Below are 229 nucleotides of genomic sequence, written 5' to 3' on the forward strand. Positions count from 1 at the left end.
TTTCTGGGTTGGGCTGTGGGTTTTTTTTTTTGTTGTCGTGGGGGCGGGTTTATTTTTTGCCGTCGTTTTTTTTGTTTCATTGTTTTTTTTTTTGGGGGCGGGCGGTGGGGGGTGGGGGGGTTCATTATCAACGCCGCCAATTTCTTTTTCATAATAAGGGTTTTCCCTTTGGTGTTTTTTTCTCGGGGGTGGGTGGCTTTTATATTCCGGGGGCAAAAAAACCCCAGGC

General features: G+C 46.7%; 1 pseudogene. It reads right to left on the minus strand.

What is annotated here, in order from left to right:
• A pseudogene (locus ACCD05_RS32155) lies at nt 1-229 on the minus strand (hypothetical protein); the annotation flags it as partial.

This window comes from Rhizobium sp. Rhizsp42 (genome assembly GCF_047304155.1).
In the GTDB taxonomy this organism is placed as follows: Bacteria; Pseudomonadota; Alphaproteobacteria; order Rhizobiales; family Rhizobiaceae; genus Rhizobium.